Here is a 14,190-nt window from a genome sequence, read left to right on the forward strand (position 1 = left end):
TTGCACGTGTAAGCAAAAGGAAAAGTGCATGTTTCGTGCGGGGGCACATCCGGGGATGTCGGTTGTCTGGAAGAGAGCGGCGCGGTTTTTTTCCGATCGGCGCGGCATAGCGGCCGTCGAGTTTGCCCTCATCGTGCCTGTCTTGCTGATCATGTATTTCATTACCATGGAGGCCTCGCAAGCCATCGAGGCCAGCAAGAAGGTCAGCCGCATCAGCTCCATGGTTGCCGACCTCGTCACGCAGCAAACGTCGGTGGTCAACGCAGATCTCACCGACATCATGAAGATCGGCAACTCCAGCCTTCAGCCTTACAACCGCTCGGTCGCCAATATCTCCATTACGGCAATCGACATCAGAACCGACCCGAACAATCCAATACCGCAAGCAAAGGTGGCGTGGTCCTGGAGCGTGCTGGATGGGAAGACTGGCCGCGACTCCAAACCGACAACTTCCACCACCGTTCCGGCGACGCTCAATGTTGCGGGGACTTTCCTCATTCGTGTCAAAACCACTCTAGCATACCAACCGATCATCTCCTGGTCGGAAGGCTCCGAAAAGCCGCTCGGATTTATCTCGGCCTTCAACGAAGGCAAGATAACGATGAGCGAAACCTACTATCTCAGGCCGCGCCGGGCCACGTCGATCCCCTGCAGCGATTGCTGAAGCAGTTCTACCCATTCAACCCGGTTCATTGCGCGCTGCTGTCGGTGCTGGCTGACACCAGGCGCACGATGGAAGCGGCCATCGCATAGTCACTCGCAGCGGCGAGCGTGAACCCTCCCGAATGTTTCGATTCCACGAAATCGTAAACTTCCGGCGACTGCGATCTGAGATTGGTGAGGAAGACGGTCAGTCGGCGTTTGGCTTCGGGGTCGAGATCGCTGCGGACGGCATGAGGGCCGTATCTGAGCACGCCGGAGGTCCAGATGATCTGGAGCGCGGCTTCTGGAATGCCCGCCGCCTCCAGTCGCGCCGCCGTGCCGTCCGGATCAGCCGGCTGATCGCCAGCAATCGCCGTCCGGTTTTCCGCCGTGGCCCGCTCCCAGCCGAATACGGCATCGGCCTGGCCATCGGCCAGCATCGCTTCTGCGGCGGCAGCCGAGCCGGCATGAGCGAGGAATGGCGCATCCTGGCTGATCTTGATGCCGTCGGCCGCCAGCCCGGCGAGCGGTAGAAGCGAACCGCCGACATAGTCGGAAGGCGCCATGGCGATGCGGTGCGTTTCCAGGGCCGCGAGATCGGAAAGCCTGCCGTCGCGCGTCAAAAGCACGGAGCGGATGCCCGTGGCACCGTCGGCGTCGACCGGCGCCACAAGAGGTTCGACGCAGCCGCAGCGCTCCGAGGCGGTGGCGTAGGCGGTCGCCGAATAGACCGCGTACTGAATCCGGCCATTGGCCTGTGCCTCTATCAGCGCCGCATAGTCATGCGCGACGACGAATTCCACCTTCATGCCGAGCGCCCTGCCGTAGGCGTCAGTCAGCATGGCCAGACCCGGAACCGTGTTGCCGGCGCCCGGCTCGGCAACGATGCCGATCCGAAACGTGCCGATCTGGTCGCGCCAGTCGGCGCGCGCGGCGAGCTGCGAGGCCAGCAGTGCTACAGTGGTCGCCAGTGCACTCCAACCGAGGTCAGCCCGTCTCATCGATCCATGCCCCGCACACCGTTCCTTGAAGCGCATTGCATGTCTCAAGGATGCGTACACCACGCCTGCCCGACTTCGCGACCATCGCGTCAGGCCGTTGCCGCCTGGTTTACGATTTGCCAATGCCGCGACGGGACCTTATGTCTGGTCAACCAGACTGGCAATGACGGCACCGATGTCACGCGCTTTCCTCTTCGTTCTCGATTCTTTCGGCATTGGCGGCGCCGCCGATGCCGAACGCTATGGCGACGCCGGCTCGAACACATTGGGACATATCGCGCTGGCCTGCGCGGAAGCCCGCGCCGATCGCGAGGGCCTGCGCGAGGGACCGCTGAAGGTGCCCACCATGGTTTCGCTCGGTCTCGGCCGCGCAGCAGAAACCGCAACCGGCTTCCAATTCGACAGCAAAGCCGCCGTTTCAGCCTCCGCCTTCCACGGCGCTGCGCAGGAGATTTCGAGCGGCAAGGATACGCCGTCGGGTCACTGGGAAATCGCCGGGCTGCCCGTGCGGTTCGACTGGGGCTATTTCCCCGATAAGGTGCCCGCCTTCCCTGCCGAACTGACCGACGCGATGATCCGCGAGGGCAAGGTCCCGGGCATTCTCGGCAACTGCCATGCACCCGGCACCGAGATCATCGAGCGCTTCGGCGAGGAGCATATCCGCACCGGCCAGCCGATCTGCTACACCTCGGTCGATTCCGTCCTGCAGATAGCAGCGCACGAAGTTCATTTCGGCCTGGAGCGGCTCTACGAGTTCTGCAAGACGGTACGCCGGCTGGTCGACCCGCTGAAGATCGGACGGGTGATCGCACGGCCTTTCCTGGGCGAAACATCAGCCACGTTCGAGCGCACCTACAACCGCCATGACTACGCCGTGCCGCCGCCTGAGCCGACGCTGCTCGACCGCTTGACCGGGCGCGGCAGCCGGGTGATCGCGGTCGGCAAGATCGGCGACATCTTCGCCCACCGCGGTATCTCGGAAGTACGCAAGGCGCCCGGCAACATGGCAATGTTCGACAAGGCGCTGGGCGCGATGGACGATGCCGGCGACGGCGACCTGGTGTTCGCCAATTTCGTCGACTTCGACACCGAGTTCGGCCATCGCCGCGACGTCGCCGGCTATGCTGCAGCGCTCGAAGCCTTCGACCGCCGGCTGCCCGAGGCACTGGCAAAGCTGAAGCCGGGCGATCTGCTCATCCTCACCGCCGACCATGGCAACGATCCGACATGGCGTGGCACCGACCACACGCGCGAACGCGTCCCGGTCATCGGCACCGCACCAGGTCTCACGGGCGGCGACATCGGGCTCAGGACCACCTTCGCCGATATCGGCGAGACGGTCGCCGAACACCTCAAGCTGGCGCGCGGCCGCCACGGCGCTTCCTTCCATGCGGCGATAGGCGGCCATGCCTGAACTGCCCGAGGTCGAAACCGTCCGGCGCGGCCTGCAGCCGGTTCTGGAATGCGCGCGGATCGTGCGCGTCGAGGCGCGCCGGCCCGATCTCCGATTTCCGTTTCCGGCGAGATTTGCGCAGCGGCTGACCGGCAAGACCGTCATCGCGCTTGGCCGCCGCGCCAAATATCTCACCATACACCTGGACGATGGCCCGGTGCTGATCTGCCATCTCGGCATGTCGGGCTCGTTCCGCATCGAGGCCGCTGATGACAAAGAGACGCCCGGCACGTTCCATCAAGAGCGCTCGAAGAATGCCAAGCACGACCATGTGGTGTTCCATGTCGTGTCGCCTGTCGGCCTCCAGTCTCGCGTGGTCTTCAACGACCCGCGTCGCTTCGGCTTCATGCTGTTTGCGGAAGGCCTGGCCGAGGCGCATCCGATGCTGGCGGGACTGGGCGTCGAGCCGACCGGCAATGCGCTGGAAGGCGCCCTGCTCGCCTCTCTGCTGAAGGGCCGCAGATCGCCGTTGAAGGCGGCGCTGCTCGACCAGAAGCTGATAGCCGGGCTCGGCAATATCTATGTGTCGGAAGCGCTGTGGCGCGCCGGCCTTTCGCCATTGCGCGAGGCAGGCACCATCGCCGGGACCGGCAAGAAGGCCAAGGAACAGAGCGAACGACTGGCCGGGGCAATCCGTTCGGTGATCGCCGATGCGATCGCCGCCGGTGGGTCTTCGCTGCGCGACTATGTGCACACAGACGGGTCGCTGGGCTATTTCCAGCATTCCTTCGCGGTCTACGATCGCGAAGGCGAGCCCTGTCCGACGCCCGGCTGTCGCGGCCACATCGAGCGCATCGTGCAAAGCGGCCGCTCGACCTTTTATTGCCGGACCTGCCAGCGGTAAGCTGGATCGGTCCTTCAGTGCCGCAACCAGGAGGTCAGCCCATGAGCTATGAAACCATCATCGTCGAGACGCGCGGCAAGGTCGGCCTGATCACGCTGAACCGGCCCAAGGCGCTCAACGCGCTGAACGCGCAGGTGCTGGCGGATTTGCTGACGGCGGCAAAGGGGTTCGACGCCGATCCCGGCATCGGCGCCATGGTCATCACCGGTTCCGAGAAGGCTTTTGCGGCGGGCGCCGACATCAAGGAAATGCAGGCCGTCACCTACGCCGAGGCCTATGTGCAGGATTTCTTCGTCGGCTGGGAACAGTTTACCCGCACCCGCAAGCCGATGATCGCGGCGGTCGCCGGCTATGCACTGGGCGGCGGCTGCGAACTGGCGATGATGTGCGATTTCATCATTGCCGCCGACACGGCGAAATTCGGCCAGCCCGAAATCACGCTCGGCGTCATTCCCGGCATGGGCGGGTCGCAACGGCTGACCCGCTTTGTCGGCAAGTCGAAGGCCATGGACATGTGCCTGACCGGTCGGATGATGGATGCCGCCGAAGCCGAGCGCAGCGGCCTGGCCTCGCGCGTCGTGCCGGCCGGCGAGTTGATCGAGGAGGCGATGAAGGCCGCGGCCAGGATATCAGAGTTTTCACTGCCATCGGTGATGATGGCCAAGGAGGCAGTCAACCGCGCCTACGAGACGACGCTGGCGGAGGGACTGCGCTTCGAACGCCGGCTGTTCCACTCGCTGTTTGCGCTCGACGACCAGAAGGAAGGGATGGCAGCCTTTGCCGAGAAGCGGAAGCCGAATTTCACCAATCGCTAGAGTGGCGGCGGCGAGGACCAAAAAGAAGCCAAAGCGGCGTTGACGCGCCGGAAAAGCTGAACTATAAGCCGCTCCAACCGAGGCGGCCGTTGGCTGCCCGTTTGTTTTTTGCGCCCTGCGGCATCCCGCATGCGCCCACCAGATCAGAAGAGAGGCATCATGGCCAATACCTCCTCGGCCAAAAAGGCAACGCGCAAGATCGCCCGCCGCGCAGCGATCAACAAGAACCGCCGCTCGCGCGTGCGTACATATGTCCGCCAGGTCGAAGAGGCACTGGCTGCCGGCGACAAGGCAGCCGCGCTGGAAGCCTTCAAGACCGCAGAGCCGGAATTGATGCGCGCCGCGACCAAGGGCGTGATCCATAAGAATACGGCATCGCGCAAGGTGTCGCGTCTGGCTCACCGCCTCAAGGTGCTGTCGGCCTGATCGACCGTTCCTGAACTGTCGTTCTTTCAAACCCGGCCAATCGCGCCGGGTTTTTCGTTTGCCGGCAAGCACTTAAAAGAACGACCGCAAAACACGCCCGAGCCGCATTCCAGAGTCCGGAATGCTTTGCCGGCACATACACTCCCACTGATATTCCAATCCGCCGAAACGGCCCACGCCAATAAATTTGGCTGTCACAAATTGCTGATATTTTTCAGTGGCTTGCTGGAAGTGATCCACAGCTTGTTCACATAGCCTGTGGGCGACAGGCAGCAAGTTGGTGTCAAGCGAATTATTTCAGAAAATTTCAAACCGCACAGCCATTTTCATATTCGCGGCAAAAGGGTTTGAATCCCAATGGCTTTGTCAAAATATGCGCTTCCAGCACGGAGCCCGAACCGTTGTTCACTAACCAGATTCCTTAAAAATCCGTTAGAGGTGGCCTTGCCCTATCCACAGCGATTTCGGTAATGTCGGTCTATCGAAAGGGACGGGCCATTAGCCCTTAACCCAGCCTGAATCGGCCAGCTAACAGTGGCAGAATTCATGACGTGGATCAATTCCGCGAACGGGTATGGCTTGCCTTTTCGATACGATAGGGGACTGGCGTAATTGTACATGGCAGCTTGATGGCGCACCGGCGTTTTCGCCGGGTAGCACCGCTTTGCCCGAACATGTCAGACGGACTGGCTTTAAGCAGCCGGGACCCATCCCTTTTTGACGAGGCAACGTCATCCGCCGGCGGCGGCGGTGGTGTTGTAGCGAAGATACGGTCGCCGGAAACATGGGTGCAGGAGGCGCACTCCCGGCGGAAAAAAGGTACAAAGGAAAAGGGACGCACAATCATGCAGAGCGGCATCGAGCGGGAGCTTACGGGCGACCTGCCATTTCCCGGAACATTGGTCGGAGCGCACGATATGGCGGCTTCCAACGACGCGGAACAGAAGTTCGACCGGGTCAAGGCCCAATTGAAGGCGCGCCTGGGAACCGAGGTCTATTCGAGCTGGTTCGGCCGTATGAAGGTGGCTGAGGCTTCCCGGGGCATTGTACGCATCTCGGTGCCCACGGCCTTCCTGCGCTCGTGGATCAATGGCCATTATCTCGATCTCATCGCCGATCTGTGGAAGCACGAGGATCCCGAAATCCTCAAGATTGAGATGGTCGTGCGCACCGCGACCCGTCCGGCCCGCAATGGCGTCGAACCCGAGGTCGTGCCGGCGCGCAAGATGACCAAGCATACGCAGACCGCATTGGCGGCCGGCACGGTCGGCCCCGGCAGGATGGAGCGGGCGCCCGCCCCTCGTCCCGGCACGCCGATCGAGAGCGAATTCCGGCACAATGTGCTGGGGTCGCCGCTCGACCCGCGCTACACGTTCGGCTCCTTCATCGAAGGCCCGTCGAACCGGGTGGCTTTCGCCGCAGCCAAAGCCGTGGCGGAATCGCAGTCGAGCTCGGTGCGCTTCAACCCGCTGTTCCTTCATGCAACCGTCGGGCTCGGCAAGACGCACCTTTTGCAGGCGATTGCGGCCGAATCCCTGAAACAGAACCCGAAATCGCGCGTCGTCTATCTGACGGCCGAATATTTCATGTGGCGCTTCGCCACCGCGATCCGCGACAACAATGCGCTGACGCTGAAGGAACAGCTGCGCGACATCGACCTCTTGATCATCGACGACATGCAGTTCCTGCAGGGCAAGTCGATCCAGCACGAATTCTGCCATCTCATCAACATGCTGCTCGACAGCGCCAAGCAAGTGGTGGTTGCCGCCGACAGGCCGCCGTCGGAACTGGAATCGCTGGAACCGCGGGTGCGCTCGCGCCTCAATGGCGGTGTCGCGCTGGAAATGTCGGCGCCGGACTTCGCCATGCGCATCGGCATGCTCAAGCTGCGGCTTGCCACGGCCAAGGTCGACGATGCGTCGCTCAATATTTCGGAGGAGATCCTCAACCATGTCGCCCGTACCGTCACCGGCAGCGGGCGTGAGCTGGAAGGCGCGTTCAACCAACTGCTGTTTCGTCAGTCGTTCGAGCCGGCGATCACCATCGACCGCATCGACGAGATCCTGGGGCACATCTATCGCTCTGGCGAGCCGAAGCGGGTGCGCATCGAGGACATCCAGCGCATCGTGGCGCGCCACTACAATGTGTCGAAGACCGAGTTGCTGTCCAACCGGCGCACGCGCACCATCGTGAAGCCCAGGCAGGTCGCCATGTACCTGTCGAAGGTATTGACGCCGCGCTCGCTGCCGGAGATCGGCCGGCGGTTCGGCGGGCGCGACCACACCACGGTGCTGCATGCGGTGCGCAAGATCGAGGACCTTTCCGGCGTCGACAACACGCTGGCGCAGGAACTGGAACTGTTGCGCAGGCTGATCAACGACCAAGCCTGATCGGCGCGGCAAACGGAGCGCGCCGGGTTAGAGTATTCGGTCGTCGCGCTTTAAATTTTCTTGTTTTGATGCATGTCGTTGTCCCAAAACCGCTGCGCAGTTTTCGGCGACATGCATCGGTTGCCGGCCAACGTCCGCTTTATCCCCAGAAAGCCCGCTTAACCGGCGCGAACCGGTGGCCCGGACTTGCGTTTGCTGGCTTTTTCCTGTCAGTTTGCATAGATTCTGAGCCTGTTCAGACCTTTCGCGGGGCGCCGCCCACTGGTGACCCGTCCATTCATTCAAGCGAGCCTGTTTCGTCATGCGTGTTATCCTGGAACGGTCCAATCTCCTGAAGTCGCTCAACCACGTTCATCGCGTGGTCGAGCGGCGCAATACCATACCGATCCTGTCGAACGTGCTGCTCAGCGCCGAGGGCGCCAGCCTTGAAATGAAAGCCACCGACCTCGACCTCGAAGTGACCGAAGCGACGCCGGCAAAGGTCGAGCGCGGCGGGGCGACGACGGTTCCGGCGCACCTCCTCTACGACATCGTGCGCAAGCTGGCCGACGGCGCCGAAGTGATGCTGAAGACCGATGAGGACGGCAACGCCATGACGGTGACGTCGGGCCGCTCGAGCTTTCGCCTGCAGTGCCTGCCGCAGTCCGATTTCCCGGAGCTTTCGGCGGGGTCCTTCTCACACATCTTCCGGCTCGATTCCGTCGCCCTGAGAGGCCTGATCGAAAAGACCCAGTTCGCCATCTCCACCGAAGAGACGCGCTACTATCTCAACGGCATCTACCTGCACACGCATGAAACTGGCGGCAAGCTGAAGCTGCGTTCGGTGGCGACCGACGGCCACCGCCTGGCGCGCGCCGAAATCGACGCTCCGGCCGGGTCCGAAGGCATGCCGGGCATCATCATTCCGCGCAAGACGGTCAGCGAGTTGCAGAAGCTGGTCGACGATCCCGATGTCGCGGTGACCACCGAATTGTCCGACACCAAGATCCGCTTCACCATCGGCAGCGTGGTTCTGACCTCGAAGCTGATCGACGGCACTTTCCCGGACTACCAGCGCGTCATCCCGACCGGCAACGACAAGAAGCTGATCATCGACCGCCAGAGCTTCGCCGCCGCCGTCGATCGCGTCTCGACCATCTCCTCCGAACGCGGCCGCGCGGTGAAGCTTTCGATCACCGAAGGCCAGGTGACGCTTGCCGTCAACAATCCGGATTCGGGCAGCGCCACCGAGGAACTGGCCGCTGATTACTCCTCAGACCCGATCGAGATCGGCTTCAACGCCAAATATCTGCTCGACGTCGCTGCTCAACTGACCGGCACGGAAGCCAAGTTCATGCTGGCCGATGCCGGCTCGCCGACGCTGATCCACGACATGGCCGATGAGACCGCGCTCTACGTGCTGATGCCGATGCGGGTGTAGCAGCCGCACTGCGGCACACTGCAGCATAGTGATTGCGGCGACTTCTACAGGCGGATAGCGGTTGCCGGAACAAAATCACATAAGTAAGCTCACACTTACGAACTTCCGCAATTATGCGGCGTTGTCGATCGGCTTTTCACCCGGCGCGGTGGTGTTTTCCGGCGACAATGGCGCCGGCAAGACCAATCTCCTGGAAGCCATCTCGCTGCTGACGCCTGGCCGCGGCCTGCGCCGGGCGCCCTATGTCGACGTGGCCCGCGAAGGCGGCGATGGCGGCTTTGCGCTGCACGCAAGGCTCGACGGGCCGGAGGGGCAGGTCGAGATCGGCACCGGCATCACCGGGGGTGAAGCGGCCGGCGAGGGCGGTCGCAAGGTGCGCATCAATGGCGCGCCGGCACGGTCGGCCGACGCCATGCTGGAATGGCTGCGCGTGGTCTGGCTGACGCCGGCCATGGACGGCCTGTTCCCGGGGCCTGCCGCGGACCGGCGGCGCTTTCTCGACAGGCTGGTGCTTGCGATCGATCCCGGCCACGGCCAGCGCGCGCTCGACTATGAGAAGGCGATGCGCGGACGTAACCGATTGCTTACGGAAGGTTCGCGAGACGGCGCATGGTTCGACGCCATCGAGATGCAAATGGTCGAAACCGGCGTGGCGATTGCCGCGGCGCGCGCCGAGCTGGTGCGCCTGCTGGCCGCCATGATCGACAGGTTGCCGTCCAGCGGGCCGTTTCCGCAAGCCGACATCAGCCTCTTCGGCGACCTTGAAAGCCATGTCGCCTCAGCACCCGCTGTGGATGTCGAGCAACGCTATCGCGACGCCCTTGCCGACGGCCGCGAGCGCGACCGCGCCGCCGGACGCACGCTCGATGGCCCGCACCGTTCGGATCTACTGGTGCGCCACCGCCCCAAGGCGATGCCGGCCGAACTCTGCTCGACCGGAGAGCAGAAGGCGCTGCTGGTCGGCATCGTGTTGTCGCACGCAAGGCTGACCGGCGAGATGTCGGCGATGACGCCGATCCTGTTGCTCGACGAGATTGCCGCGCATCTCGATGCCGGCCGGCGCGCCGCGCTGTTCTCGATCCTGGAGGAGCTGAACTGCCAGGCCTTCATGACCGGAACCGACGCCGCGCTGTTTTCCAGCCTGAGGGGACGCGCGCAGTTCCTCACCGTCGACCACGGCACGGTTGGGCCAACCGAAGAGACCTGACAAGGTTTTTGCTCCGCTATATGGTCGGGCAATGACCCCTGCCGCCCTCACCGACGAAGAACTCGAACGCTATGCCCGCCACATCGTGCTGCCCGAGATCGGCGGCGCCGGCCAGCAGAGGCTGAAGCGGGCCCGGGTACTGGTCATCGGCGCCGGCGGGCTCGGCGCGCCGGTGCTGGAATATCTCGCTGCCGCGGGCGTCGGCACGCTTGGCATCGTTGATGACGACATTGTCTCGCTGTCCAATCTGCAGCGGCAAGTGATCCACGCCACCGATACGGTCGGTACGGCGAAGACCGAGAGCGCAAAAGCAGCGATCGCCCGGATCAATCCCCATGTCGCGGTGGAATTGCACGATTTCAGGCTGACGGCCGACAATGCTGCCGTCCTCGTCACGCGCTACGACGTGGTCGTCGACGGCTCCGACAATTTCGAGACGCGCTATGTGGTGGCTGATGCCTGCGCGGCGGAAAAGCGGCCGCTCGTGCATGCCGCCGTCGGCCGCTTCGACGGCTCGGTGACGGTGTTGATGCCGTTCGGCACCGGCGCCGACGGCAGACCGAACCCTGGATATCGCGACCTCTTTCCCGAAGCGCCGCCAGAGGGGCTGGTGCCGTCCTGCGCCGTGGCCGGGGTCGTCGGTGCGCTGACCGGCGTCGTCGGCACCTTGCAGGCAATGGAAGCCATCAAGCTGATCACCGGCATCGGCGAACCGCTGGTCGGCCGGCTGCTGCTCTACGATGCGCTGTCGGCGCGCTTCGACACGATCCGCTACAAGAGAAACTGAGCTTATGGATCAGTCCACCAGCGTCCTTGTTACGCAGCTCGCCTCCGATTTCGAGCGCTGGGATGAACTGCTCAGCCTGATCATGCATTCCTTTGCGCCGATGGACGGCGTCATCGATCCGCCCTCCTCTGCGCATCTGCTGAGCGTCGAAAGCCTGAGGGACAAGGCTGGGCGGGAAACGGTGTTCGTGGCTCTGCAGGGCGGCCAGGTCGCAGGCTGCGTTTTTGCGCTGGAGAGACCCGATGATTTCTATGTCGGCAAGCTCGCCGTCGAACTCGGGCTTCAGGGCCGAGGCATCGGCAGGCGATTGATGCAGGCTGTCGAGGATCTTGCCCGCAACCGCAACAAACCCGCCATCGAACTGCAGACGCGGGTCGAGCTCACGGCAAATCACGCAACCTTTGCGCGTCTCGGCTTCCGCGAAACCGCGCGCACGGCGCATGACGGTTATGACCGGCCGACCTCGATGACCATGCGCAAGGAGTTGGCGTGAGCCTTGCACTCAGCTCACAGGAGCAGACAGTCGCCTCCGGCCATGACGGGGCGGCGATGGCGATGCGCATCGTTGCCGAAAGCGCTGCGCTGCTCGGCGCGCCGCGACTTATCCCGATCGCCTCGACGCATATAGACGGCGCGCTCTATCACGGCGATTCCGGCACGCTGTTTGCCGAAAGGCTGGTCGATAGCGGCGCCAGGGTCGCGGTGCGCTCGACGCTCAATGTCGGCGCGCTCGACCTGATGGGCTGCTCGCGCGTGCGCCTCGAAGAGCCGGCGCGCGGCATGGCGCGACGAATGATGGAGGCCTACCGCAAACTGGGCTGCGAGCAGAGCTGGACCTGCGCGCCCTATCAGGCCGGCCACAGGCCGGCGCTTGGCAGCGATGTCGCCTGGGGTGAATCCAACGCGGTGGTGTTCTGCAATTCGGTTCTGGGGGCACGCACCAACCGCTATGGCGACTTCCTCGACATCGCCTGCGCCATATCGGGCCGCGCGCCGGATTACGGCCTGCATCGCCCCGAGAACCGGCAGGCACGGCTGTTGTTCGATGTGTCCGGCCTATCCGCCTCGTTCCTTGGCTCCGAGATCGCCTGGCCGGTGCTGGGCAACCTCTACGGCCGTGAGGTCGGCAATGCGATCGGCGTCGTCACCGGCATATTCAGCCATCCCGGCGAGGATGCGCTGAAGGCCTTCGGCGCGGCGGCGGCATCGTCGGGCGCCGTCGGCCTGTTCCACATTGCCGGCGTGACGCCCGAGGCGCCCGACGCCGAGACCATCCTGGTGGGCGGCAGGCCGGAAACGATGATCCGCGTAACGCCGGAGATGGCCATGAAGGCCCGCGCCGGCCTGTCCACCGCAGCCACGCAGACCGCCATCGATGCCGTGGCGATCGGCAGTCCGCATCTGTCTTTGGCCGAATTCGATGCACTTGAGCGGCTGATTGGCGGGCGGCGGCTCAGCGTGCCGATTTACGCCTGCACCGGCCGCCACGTGCTCACCAGGCTGGAGCAGAACGGCAAGCGCAAGATGCTCGAAGCCAGCGGCGTCATCATCGTCGCCGACACCTGCGTGGTGGTGACGCCGATCCTGCCGGATCTGGCCGGCGGCGTGCTGATGACCAATTCGGGAAAATTCGCGCACTACGCGCCGGGCAATACCGGTTACGCCGTGCTTTACGGCTCGCTGGCCGACTGCGTGGAAAGCGCGGTTGCCGGTAAGCCCAGGTTTACGGACATCGCCGCATGAATGCTGCAGCCGACATACTGGTGCCGGGCAGCGGAGGCGAAGGGCTGGCCTTGGTGCTGACCGCGCCAATCAGCTTCTGGGGTGGCGTCGATCCGAAGAGCGGCCGCATCGCCGATGTCCGTCACCCGCATCATGGCGAGACCATTTCCGGGCGTGTGCTGTTCCTGCCCGGCACGATCGGCTCGTCCTCAGCGTCAGCCGTGCTGATGGAACTCGTCCACAATGGCCATGCGCCGACGGCACTCGTGCTGCACGAGCCGGACGCGATCCTGCTGCTTGGCTTGATCGTGGCCAGGGAAATGGGCTGGCCGACGCCGGTAGCGCTCAGGCTCGAGCGCGACGATTTTGAGGCCTATCGCGGCAAGCGTGTGAGTGTCGCGGCGGATGGCGCCCTCACAACCGCATCCTGAACGCGGCCCGCTTCAAGTCCGTAGCGGCAGCACGCGGTCCGGCGGCCGGTGGCCGTCGAAGAAGGCGCGGATGTTGATGATCACCTTCTCGCCCATGTCGATGCGGCCCTCGATCGTCGCCGAACCCATATGCGGCAAAAGCACGACCTTGTTCTTCGCGGCAAGCTTCAGCAGTTTCGAGTTCAGCGCCGGTTCGTGCTCGTAGACGTCGAGGCCGGCGCCGGCGATCTTGCCGTCCTGGATCAGCTTGACCAGCGCTTCCTCGTCGATGATGTCGCCACGCGCGGTGTTGACCACATAGGCGGTGGGCTGAAGCAGAGCCAGGCGCCGCGCCGAAAGCAGATGAAAGGTCGCCGGCGTCGACGGGCAATTGACCGAGATGATGTCCATGCGGGCAAGCATCTGGTCGAGGCTTTCCCAGTAGGTCGCCTCAAGCCCTTCCTCGACCGCCGGCAGCACGCGATGGCGGTTATGGTAGTGGATCGACAGGCCGAAAGCCTTGGCGCGCCTGGCAACAGCGGTGCCGATGCGGCCCATGCCGACAATGCCGAGGCGCTTGCCCCAGATGCGCCGGCCGAGCATCCAGGTCGGCGACCAACCGGCCCATTTCTTGTCGCTGGTGAGCACATTGGCGCCTTCGGCCAGCCGCCGCGGGCCGGCCAGCATCAGCGCCATGGTCATGTCGGCCGTATCTTCGGTCAGCACGTTCGGCGTGTTGGTGACGGTAATGCCTTTCCTGGCCGCCGCCGCCACATCGATCTTGTCGACGCCATTTCCGAAATTGGCGATCAGCTTGAGATTGTCGCCGGCCTGGGCAATCAGCGCCGCATCGATCTGGTCGGTGATGGTCGGCACCAGCACATCGGCTTCCTTGATCGCCGCGACCAGCTCCGGCTGCGTCATCGGGCGGTCCTCGACATTCAGCCTGGCGTCGAAGAGTTCGCGCATGCGGGTCTCGACCGGATCGGGCAGCTTGCGCGTGATGACGACGAGAGGCCGTTTTTTGCCTGCCATTGTTTCCTCGAACCCGATCTCGTTGAGACCTCTTTAAC

15 protein-coding genes are annotated in these 14,190 nt (G+C 63.7%); 12 read left to right on the plus strand and 3 right to left on the minus strand.

Annotated features, from left to right (window positions below):
* Positions 1-28: 28 nt before the first annotated feature.
* Positions 29-664 carry a TadE/TadG family type IV pilus assembly protein gene (locus ACYG9R_RS07180; RefSeq protein WP_023823747.1) on the plus strand — a complete coding sequence of 212 codons (636 nt, stop codon included), beginning with the start codon at positions 29-31 and terminating at the stop codon, positions 662-664.
* 25 nt (positions 665-689) lie between these two features.
* On the opposite strand, the gene ACYG9R_RS07185 is transcribed toward ACYG9R_RS07180, so the two are convergent.
* Positions 690-1,643: a PhnD/SsuA/transferrin family substrate-binding protein gene (locus ACYG9R_RS07185; protein ID WP_023823748.1), complete on the minus strand. Its 954-nt coding sequence runs from the start codon at positions 1,641-1,643 to the stop codon at positions 690-692.
* A 175-nt stretch (positions 1,644-1,818) separates the two neighbouring features.
* Here ACYG9R_RS07185 and ACYG9R_RS07190 point away from each other — a divergent pair, with 175 nt between their 5' ends.
* The 5 genes from ACYG9R_RS07190 (at position 1,819) to dnaA (ending at position 7,571) form a co-directional block, all read left to right on the plus strand.
* On the plus strand, positions 1,819-3,057 hold the full coding sequence (locus ACYG9R_RS07190) for a phosphopentomutase (protein WP_023823749.1): 1,239 nt from the start codon (positions 1,819-1,821) through the stop codon (positions 3,055-3,057).
* Positions 3,050-3,940 (plus strand): bifunctional DNA-formamidopyrimidine glycosylase/DNA-(apurinic or apyrimidinic site) lyase, encoded by an 891-nt coding sequence (gene mutM / locus ACYG9R_RS07195; RefSeq protein ID WP_023823750.1) that lies wholly within the window; start codon positions 3,050-3,052, stop codon positions 3,938-3,940. The genes ACYG9R_RS07190 and mutM overlap by 8 nt, the downstream gene beginning before the upstream one ends.
* Positions 3,941-3,981: 41 nt before the next feature.
* Positions 3,982-4,755 (plus strand): enoyl-CoA hydratase, encoded by a 774-nt coding sequence (locus tag ACYG9R_RS07200; protein ID WP_023696720.1) that lies wholly within the window; start codon positions 3,982-3,984, stop codon positions 4,753-4,755.
* Positions 4,756-4,914: 159 nt separating this feature from the next.
* Positions 4,915-5,181 (plus strand): 30S ribosomal protein S20, encoded by a 267-nt coding sequence (gene rpsT / locus ACYG9R_RS07205; protein WP_023681995.1) that lies wholly within the window; start codon positions 4,915-4,917, stop codon positions 5,179-5,181.
* A gap of 845 nt (positions 5,182-6,026) precedes the next feature.
* Positions 6,027-7,571, plus strand: a complete 1,545-nt coding sequence (dnaA, locus tag ACYG9R_RS07210) for a chromosomal replication initiator protein DnaA (protein ID WP_031199302.1) — start codon at positions 6,027-6,029, stop codon at positions 7,569-7,571.
* A gap of 27 nt (positions 7,572-7,598) precedes the next feature.
* Here dnaA and ACYG9R_RS07215 read toward each other — a convergent pair whose 3' ends face one another.
* Positions 7,599-7,874 (minus strand): hypothetical protein, encoded by a 276-nt coding sequence (locus tag ACYG9R_RS07215; RefSeq protein WP_155922476.1) that lies wholly within the window; start codon positions 7,872-7,874, stop codon positions 7,599-7,601.
* On the opposite strand from ACYG9R_RS07215, the gene dnaN reads away from it, so the two are divergent.
* From dnaN to ACYG9R_RS07245, 6 genes are all read left to right on the plus strand, one after another.
* Positions 7,873-8,991 carry a DNA polymerase III subunit beta gene (gene dnaN, locus ACYG9R_RS07220; RefSeq protein ID WP_023669575.1) on the plus strand — a complete coding sequence of 373 codons (1,119 nt, stop codon included), beginning with the start codon at positions 7,873-7,875 and terminating at the stop codon, positions 8,989-8,991. The genes ACYG9R_RS07215 and dnaN overlap by 2 nt on opposite strands.
* Before the next feature lie 61 nt (positions 8,992-9,052).
* Positions 9,053-10,198: a DNA replication/repair protein RecF gene (gene recF / locus ACYG9R_RS07225; RefSeq protein WP_023669574.1), complete on the plus strand. Its 1,146-nt coding sequence runs from the start codon at positions 9,053-9,055 to the stop codon at positions 10,196-10,198.
* A 31-nt stretch (positions 10,199-10,229) separates the two neighbouring features.
* Complete coding sequence (locus ACYG9R_RS07230) at positions 10,230-10,985, plus strand: molybdopterin-synthase adenylyltransferase MoeB (RefSeq protein ID WP_352537298.1); 756 nt, start codon at positions 10,230-10,232, stop codon at positions 10,983-10,985.
* Positions 10,986-10,989: 4 nt separating this feature from the next.
* Positions 10,990-11,478, plus strand: a complete 489-nt coding sequence (locus tag ACYG9R_RS07235) for a GNAT family N-acetyltransferase (protein WP_023823752.1) — start codon at positions 10,990-10,992, stop codon at positions 11,476-11,478.
* Positions 11,475-12,728 (plus strand): aconitase X, encoded by a 1,254-nt coding sequence (locus ACYG9R_RS07240; protein WP_023669572.1) that lies wholly within the window; start codon positions 11,475-11,477, stop codon positions 12,726-12,728. Before ACYG9R_RS07235 ends, ACYG9R_RS07240 begins: the two co-directional genes overlap by 4 nt.
* Positions 12,725-13,138, plus strand: a complete 414-nt coding sequence (locus ACYG9R_RS07245; RefSeq protein WP_023669571.1) for an aconitase X swivel domain-containing protein — start codon at positions 12,725-12,727, stop codon at positions 13,136-13,138. Before ACYG9R_RS07240 ends, ACYG9R_RS07245 begins: the two co-directional genes overlap by 4 nt.
* A gap of 12 nt (positions 13,139-13,150) precedes the next feature.
* On the opposite strand, the gene ACYG9R_RS07250 is transcribed toward ACYG9R_RS07245, so the two are convergent.
* Positions 13,151-14,152 carry a 2-hydroxyacid dehydrogenase gene (locus ACYG9R_RS07250; protein WP_023669570.1) on the minus strand — a complete coding sequence of 334 codons (1,002 nt, stop codon included), beginning with the start codon at positions 14,150-14,152 and terminating at the stop codon, positions 13,151-13,153.
* Between the last annotated feature and the right edge of the window lie 38 nt (positions 14,153-14,190).

It is taken from the genome of Mesorhizobium sp. RSR565B, assembly GCF_054719465.1.